The sequence below is a fragment of the Vibrio sp. 10N.222.52.B7 genome (assembly GCF_041474275.1).
GTDB classification, from domain to species: domain Bacteria; phylum Pseudomonadota; class Gammaproteobacteria; order Enterobacterales; family Vibrionaceae; genus Vibrio; species Vibrio crassostreae_C.
This window is the reverse complement of record NZ_JBFRTU010000360.1, coordinates 1-231: the sequence shown is the minus strand read 5'-3', so window position 1 is coordinate 231 and position 231 is coordinate 1. Positions and strand designations below refer to the sequence as shown.

The following is a 231-nucleotide window of genomic DNA, read 5'->3' as shown; positions in this document are numbered from 1 at the left end:
ATTTTCAGCGCAAGGATCTGTGTCAACGCATATGGAAACCGTGAAGCTACATGAGAGCATTGCTCTGCAAAGAGTGGAGATCGAACAACTCATTGATGTGCAGTTAAGCCATTTTGATGAGCTTTCTATGTACGCGGAAGACACGGCTAAACGTTTATATCACGAGTCGATGGACTTCTCTCATCAAGCACTGTTGATGCAGGCCATCATTGCTATTGGGTCGGTTTTTAT

The 231-nt window shown here is 44.2% G+C and carries 1 pseudogene; it reads left to right on the top strand.

Annotated features, from left to right (window positions below):
- A pseudogene (locus AB4512_RS23215) lies at window positions 1-231 on the top strand (methyl-accepting chemotaxis protein); the annotation flags it as partial.